Origin of the sequence: Streptomyces sp. NPDC060209 (assembly GCF_042728155.1) — a bacterium.
GTDB lineage: Bacteria > Actinomycetota > Actinomycetes > Streptomycetales > Streptomycetaceae > Streptomyces.
Genome location: NZ_JBHWZS010000393.1, coordinates 1 through 7087 on the forward strand (window position 1 = coordinate 1; position 7087 = coordinate 7087).

The 7087-nt window shown below is 68.0% G+C and carries 2 protein-coding genes; one reads left to right on the forward strand and one right to left on the reverse strand.

Features of this window, described 5'->3' with window-relative positions:
• The first annotated feature begins 115 nt into the window (after positions 1-115).
• The gene (locus ACFWFI_RS39205; protein ID WP_387400158.1) at positions 116-4306 is read left to right on the forward strand and encodes a glycosyl hydrolase family 18 protein; all 4191 of its coding nucleotides are present in this window, start codon (positions 116-118) and stop codon (positions 4304-4306) included.
• A gap of 113 nt (positions 4307-4419) precedes the next feature.
• On the opposite strand, the gene yicI is transcribed toward ACFWFI_RS39205, so the two are convergent.
• Positions 4420-6657, reverse strand: a complete 2238-nt coding sequence (gene yicI / locus ACFWFI_RS39210) for an alpha-xylosidase (RefSeq protein ID WP_387400160.1) — start codon at positions 6655-6657, stop codon at positions 4420-4422.
• Positions 6658-7087 lie beyond the last annotated feature (430 nt).

The window sequence follows — 7087 nt, forward strand, 5'->3', positions numbered from 1 at the left end:
GGCTCGCCCCGCGGAGGCGCGGATGGCTCTTGTCACCTGTTCACCATTCGTTGATCCGCGTGGGTGATTGTGTAGCGGGCGCATCTGCGCCCCAGCCCGACCACCAAGGAGCGAGATGTTACGCAGATCAGTGGGCCGAGGGGGATTCACAGCGCTGGCCGTGGTCCTGCTCGCCGGCCTGGCCGCAGCGCCGCCTGCGGGAGCCGAGCCCCCGGCTGCTTCCGCGACGGCCGTCTCAGCCGCCGCAGTCTCCGAGGGACCGCCCATCGAGGGCCTCTTCTACATCGAGAACGAGCTGAACGGGCATAACCTCAGCGGCTCTTCGGCCATTCTGAAGACCGAGGACCCCAAGGGGGACGAGGACAACCAGCAGTGGGAGTTCGACCGCGTCGGGGACACCGCGAACTACAAGGTCAAGAACCCGACGAAGGAAGGCCTCTGCCTGACCAAGGGCGTCAATGAGCAGGGCGAGGGCCGGGTCGTGCTCACGGACTGCACGGGTCCCGGAACCGACTGGCTGATCAAGCGGCACGCCGGCGAGCAGTACACGTTTTTCGCGCCCGGCTCCGCGGAACGGCTCATCGGCGGTTCCAGTGCGGGCGAGGCGGTATTCGCCGGGCAGACCGATGCGAGCGAGAAGTGGTACGTCACACCGGTCGACCCGCCGCGTCAGCCGATGCCGGCCGACCCGACGTTCGACCAGCAGACCTTCCTGACGACGCACAACGCGTTCTACAACCAGGATGACGCCGAGGGTGCGGCCCCCTTCCCCACGCAGCCGCACAGCATCGCCACCCAGCTGACGGACGGCGTGCGGGGCCTGATGCTCGACGCGCACATGTTCAACGGCAGAGTGCGCATGTGTCACGGCGCTTGCCTGCCCACCTCGCAGCCCATGTCGGACGTCTTCGGGGACATCGGCGCCTTCCTCAAGGCGAACCCCCGGGAAATCGTGACCGTCTTCGTCGAGGACAAAGCCTCGACGGACGCACTGCGGGAGGAGGTGGGCGATGACCTCGGTGCCGGCGGGGTACTGGACGGTCTGTTGTTCCGGCCGGACGCCGATCCCTGGCAGGTGCGGACGAAGGGCTGGCCGAAGGTCTCCGAGCTCATCGCCAAGAACAAGCGCCTGCTCCTGTTCACGGACTCCACCCGGGGCGATTCCGGGGCCGCGAAGGCGGAGCTGGGATTCATGTACGGCAATGAGTGGACCGCCGAGAACAACTGGGAAATGGGCCCGGCGACCGGCGATTCCAACTGGTCCTGCTACAGCCGCTGGGGCGGGATTCCACTCAGTCGCGAGGAGACAGGCTTCCGGCGGCTGTTCGTCATGAACCATTTCCGCGAGACAACGCTCGGCGGGACCCCGTCTGCGGACAACGAGAAGATAGTCAACCGGGCGCAGCGCTTCTGTACGCCCGCCGCCCGCAAGAAGCCGAACTTCGTCTCGGTCAACATGTACACGCAAGGCGGCCTGACGGCCGTCAACGAGCTCAACACGTACACGTACCACGGTGACACCCCCGGTTTCGGCGGTACGTTCGCCGAGCCCGGCCCCGCTCAGGGCGTGGGCACGCCGGCCGGTGACCCGTACGACTATGGGGACGGCTCGCTGGACGACGGCGGAACCCGCCCCGCGCGTCCGTCCGACCAGGCGCAGTGCCGCCCCGACGGGATGGCCGCCTCGACGACGGCGCGCTTCTGCGACGCGTACCAGAGCGACGGGAGGGAGTGGCTCGGCGAGGACCGCGACCGCCGCGTCGTCGGGTACTTCAGCAGCTGGCGTACGGGGCAGAAGGGCGATCCCCGCTACCTCGTCAAGAACATCCCCTGGAACAAGGTCACGCACGTCAACTATGCCTTCGCGGGCATCGTCGGCAACCAGATCTCCGTCGGTGACACGACCGACGCCAAGAATGCCTCCACCGGTATGACCTGGCCCGGAGTGGTCGGCGCGGAGATGGATCCGTCGCTGCCCTACCAGGGGCACTTCAATCTGCTGACCCGTTACAAGAAGCAGCACCCCCGGGTGAAGACGCTGATCTCCGTGGGCGGCTGGGCACAGTCGGCCGGCTTTTACACCATGACGACCAACGCCGACGGTTCGGTCAACCAGGCGGCCATCAACACCTTCGCGGACTCCGTGACGGGCTTCCTGGCGCGCTACGGCTTCGACGGTGTGGACCTCGATTACGAGTACCCCTCCGCCCTCCCGCAGACCGGCAACCCCAACGACTGGCCGACAGCCGACCCCCGCCGTAAGGGGCTCGGGGCCGGATACAACGCGCTGATGAAGACGGTACGCGCGAAGCTCGACTCAGCGGGCGCCGGTCTGAACCGCTACTACCTCCTCACCTCCGCGGGATCGGGCTCCGGCTACCTCGCACGGGGCCTCGATGCCGGACAGGCGCTCCAGTACCAGGATTTCGTCAATGTCATGACGTATGACCTGCACGGTTCCTGGAACAAGTACGTCGGCCCGCAGGCACCGTTGTACGACGACGGCAAGGACGCCGAACTGGCCGATGCCGGCGTCTACAAGGACCTCGACGAGAACGGGGATCCCAACCCGTACCAGAAGACCGGGTACTTCAACGTCGACTGGGCCCATCACTACTACCGCGGCGCACTGCCGCCCGGCAGGATCAACCTCGGCCTCCCCTACTACACGCGCGGATGGCGCGGAGTGGAGGGCGGCACCGACGGCCTCTGGGGCACCGCCGCACTGCCGGACCAGAACGCCTGCCCGGCGGGCACCGGGACCGGCGCGGGCGGGGCGGGCAGCAAGACGGCCTGCGGCCAGGGCGCGACCGGGATCGACAATATCTGGCACGACATCGAGAACGGCAGGAAGATCGAGGCGGGCACCAACCCGCTCTGGCACACCAAGAACCTCCAGGCAGGCACCACGCCCGGTTACCTCTCCTCGTACGGCCTGGACCCCGCCCGGCCCGCGGACCAGCTGGCAGGCACGTACACGGCCAAGTACAACGACACGCTCAAGGCATCCTGGCTGTGGAACGCGCAGAAGAAGGTGTTCCTCTCCACCGAGGACGAACGCTCCATCGACGCCAAGGCCGCTTACATCAAGGACAACGGCATCGGCGGCGTGATGCTCTGGGAGATGGCCGGTGACTACCACAAACGCATCAACGGTGAGTACGGCATGGGCTACGACCTCACGACCCGGCTCGATACGGCCCTGCGTGCCGCCGGACCGTACAAGGCGACGCGAGCCGGCAGCACGGTCCTGCCCGCCCAGGTCCTGAACGTAAAGGCCGAGCTGGTCGACTACCCGACCGATGTGAAGAACATGTGGCCGCTGCAGCCCAAGCTGCGGATCACCAACAACACCGGCAAGACACTGCCGGCGGGCACCGAGGTGTCCTTCGACATCCCCACCTCCACCTCTCCGCTGCTCAAGGACGAGGCCTGGCAGGAGATGAAGAGAGAACTCTCACCAGGCCGCACCGGGGCGAACGTGGGCGGCCTGAAGGCGGACTTCCACCGGGTGACGATCACTCTCGGATACTGCGAGGACCTGCCGACCGGCAAGGCCAGGGATATCGGCATCAAGTACTACCTGCCGATCACCGGCCCCGCCAACTTCAAGGTGAAGACAGGTGGGACGGAGTACGGCCTCACCCAGGACGGGCGTAAGGGAACCACCACGGTGGCGCCCCCGACACCGGCCGTCACCGGCTGCCAGGCCGAGGCCTGGGACACCGCCCGCACCTACAACCCGCTCTGGGCACCCTTCTCGGTCTGGAAGACCGGCACCCAATGGAAGATCCAGGATGTCTCCGGCGGGAACGTCCTCGACCACCCCGGCACCTGGACGCGCGCTCACCTGTACGTCGGCAACGGCGGCGCCAACCAACTGTGGACCATCGCGGCCGACGGCGGAGTTTCTTCGGGCTGGCTCCGCATCAAGAGCAACACCTCCGGTCACGAGCAGTGTCTGGGCGCAGATGCGCGACTGGCGAACCTGAGCGTGAAGGACTGCGTCGCCGGCAGCAAGGCACAGCAGTGGCGCTTCCTGAACCAGAACGGCGTACCCGTCGCCGGCGTACCCGCCGACGGCACCCCGTACGCGCTCGCCTCGGCCTCCGGATTCGTGGCCGAGCCGAAGAACAGCGGGGTCCTGTCGGGCACGGCACTGGTGGCGGGCGCATCCGACGGCTCTACCCGTTCGGTGGTCTCCCGAGACGGCTACTACTGGAAGGCCAAGTACTGGACCAAGGCGAACATCCCGAACGCGACGGCCCCCGACAACCCGTGGACCCGCTTGGGCCCGACGCCCTGATGCCTCCTGATCACCGCGTGCCCTGACGGGGTGCACAGGTGCGGCGGCCCGCCACCACAGCCTCTGGTGGCGGGCCGCCGCATGCCGGGAGCCGTATCAGCGGCCGGTGGCCGTCAGGCCCTCTCCCCCACGACGGTGACCGTGTACGGCCGGTCCGTGTCCGTCGTGACTCGGACCTCACCGCCCTCGCGCACCACCTCGTACACCGCCGCCACCGCGCCCGTGCGGTCGGGGACGGTCACCGTGCGGGTGAAGTCACCCGTTCCGGCGGGGGCGAACACGCGGAGTTCGAGGTCGTCGAGCCACTCGCCGTCCGGACGGGACTCGTCCGCACCCAGCGCCAGGACCGCGCCCTGGCGGACCAGCAGCGGCAGGCTGTCGAAGCCGTGGGTCTCGCGGCGCCAGGCGGGACCGGTGACCGTGTCGCCGGTCAGCAGGTGGGTCCAGGTGCCCTCGGGCACGTAGTACTCGACCTGGCCGTCGTCGGTGAAGACGGGCGCGACCAGGACGTCCGGGCCCAGCAGGTACTCGCGGTCCACCGTGCGGGCCGTCGGGTCCTCCGGGAACTCCAGCAGCAGCGGGCGCATCGTCGGGACGCCCGTGCGGTGGGCCTCGACGGCCACGCCGTACAGGTACGGCATGAGGCGGTGCTTGAGGCGGGTGAACTGCCGTGCCACGTCGACCGCTTCGTCGCCGAACTCCCACGGCACGCGGTACGACGACGAGCCGTGCAGCCGGCTGTGCGAGGAGAGCAGGCCGAAGGCGAGCCAGCGCTTGAAGACGGCCGGGTCGGGGGTTCCCTCGAAGCCGCCGATGTCGTGGCTCCAGAAGCCGAAGCCGGACAGGGACAGTGAGAGGCCGCCGCGCAGGGACTCCGCCATGGCCTCGAAGGAGGACCAGCAGTCGCCGCCCCAGTGGACCGGGTACTGCTGGCCGCCCGCGGCGGCCGAGCGGGCGAAGAGCACGGCCTCACCCTGGCCGCGCTCCTTCTCCAGGAGCTCGAAGACGGCCTTGTTGTAGAGGTGCGTGTAGTAGTTGTGCATGCGCTCCGCGTCGGAGCCGTCGTGCCAGACGACGTCCGTCGGGATGCGCTCACCGAAGTCGGTCTTGAAGCCGTCGACACCCTGGTCGAGGAGGCCCTTCAACTCGGCCTGGAACCAGGCGGTGGCCTCGGGGTTGGTGAAGTCGACCAGCGCCATGCCGGCCTGCCACTTGTCCCACTGCCAGATGTCGCCGTCCGGGGTGAGGACGAAGTACCCCTTCTCCGCGCCCTCTTCGTACAGGGCGCTCTTCTGCCCGATGTACGGGTTGATCCAGACGCAGATCTTCAGGCCCTTGTCCTTGAGCCGGGCGAGCATGCCCTCCGGGTCGGGGAACACGGCCGGGTCCCACTCGAAGTCGCACCACTGGTACTCGCGCATCCAGAAGCAGTCGAAGTGGAAGACGCTCAGCGGGATTCCGCGCTCGGCCATGCCGTCGACGAAGGAGGTGACGGTGGCCTCGTCGTACGAGGTGGTGAAGGAGGTGGTCAGCCAGAGGCCGAACGACCAGGCCGGGGGGAGCGCGGGGAGGCCGGTCAGGGCGGCGTACCGGGACAGGACCTCCTTCGGCGTGGGGCCCGCGATGACGAAGTACTCCAGCGTCTGGTCCTCGACGCTGAACTGCACCTGGCCGACGGCCTCGGAGCCCACCTCGAAGGAGACCTTGCCGGGGTGGTTGACGAAGACGCCGTAGCCACGCGAGGAGAGGTAGAACGGGATGTTCTTGTAGGCCTGCTCGCTGCTGGTGCCGCCGTCGGCCTGCCACATGTCGACGACCTGGCCGTTCTTCACGTACGGCGTGAAACGCTCGCCGAGGCCGTGGACCGTCTCGCCGACACCGAGGGCGAGTTGGGCGAACATGTGGTGGCTGCCGTCGTCGACGGTGGCGAACGCGCTGCCCTTGCGGCCGGCGGAGGTCAGGACCCGGCCGTCCCCGTCGAGGAACTCAAGACCGAAGGTGCCCTCGGTGGGGAGCCGCAGGGTGAGCGGGCCGCTGGTCAGCTCGGCGGCCGCGCCCCGGGTGCGGGTCGTGGCGGCGGACTGCGCGGCGGCGCCCGGCAGTTCGAAGTCGGGGCCCTTGCGGCGCTTGCCGGCGTGGTGGGTGAGCCGCACCGCGATGACACCCTCGGCCGGGGCGTGGGCCTCCACGGTGATCAGCGGGGCGTTCAGTGTGTCACCGCGGCGCTCGACGCGCTTGACGGCGGCGTAGGCGGCGAGACGGTCGCCGTCGAGGCGGACATCGCGAACTTCCGTGGCGTACGAGGCGTGCACACCACTGCGCATCTGCCAGAAACCGTCGGTGAACTTCATGGGGGTGGTCCTTAGCCGATCAGGAGGTGCTGGGCGGGACGTCAGGGCGCCTGCGGCGAGCGCGGCTGCGGGTCCTCTCGATTTTGATCGTACACAAAACAAATGTGACCGAGAAGGCCGGAACATGACAGGAGTTCCCGGATTGCCCGAGAAACCGAACGACGATGCGGTGCCCTGGATCTGCCATGTTTGCGCCACGTGACCGACACGTGACGGAAACGGTCTAGAAACGCTCGGCCGGATGGAGTATTAGTACTGCAAGCAAACAAATTAACCCCGTCCGGCAGAGCTGCCGTCCGGGCCTGACGTCGACAAGAGGCTGTGCAATGTCGGACCGCTTCACTCCCACTTCCGCGGACAGGTTCACCTTCGGTCTGTGGACCGTGGGCTGGCGTGGCAACGACCCGTTCGGTGACGCGACGCGTCCCGC

What these genes read in the sequence shown, in the direction of transcription:
- yicI (WP_387400160.1), bottom strand. Translation starts at nt 6,657, where the DNA reads ATGAAGTTCACCGACGGTTTCTGGCAGATGCGCAGTGGTGTGCACGCC.
- ACFWFI_RS39205 (WP_387400158.1), top strand. Translation starts at nt 116, where the DNA reads ATGTTACGCAGATCAGTGGGCCGAGGGGGATTCACAGCGCTGGCCGTG.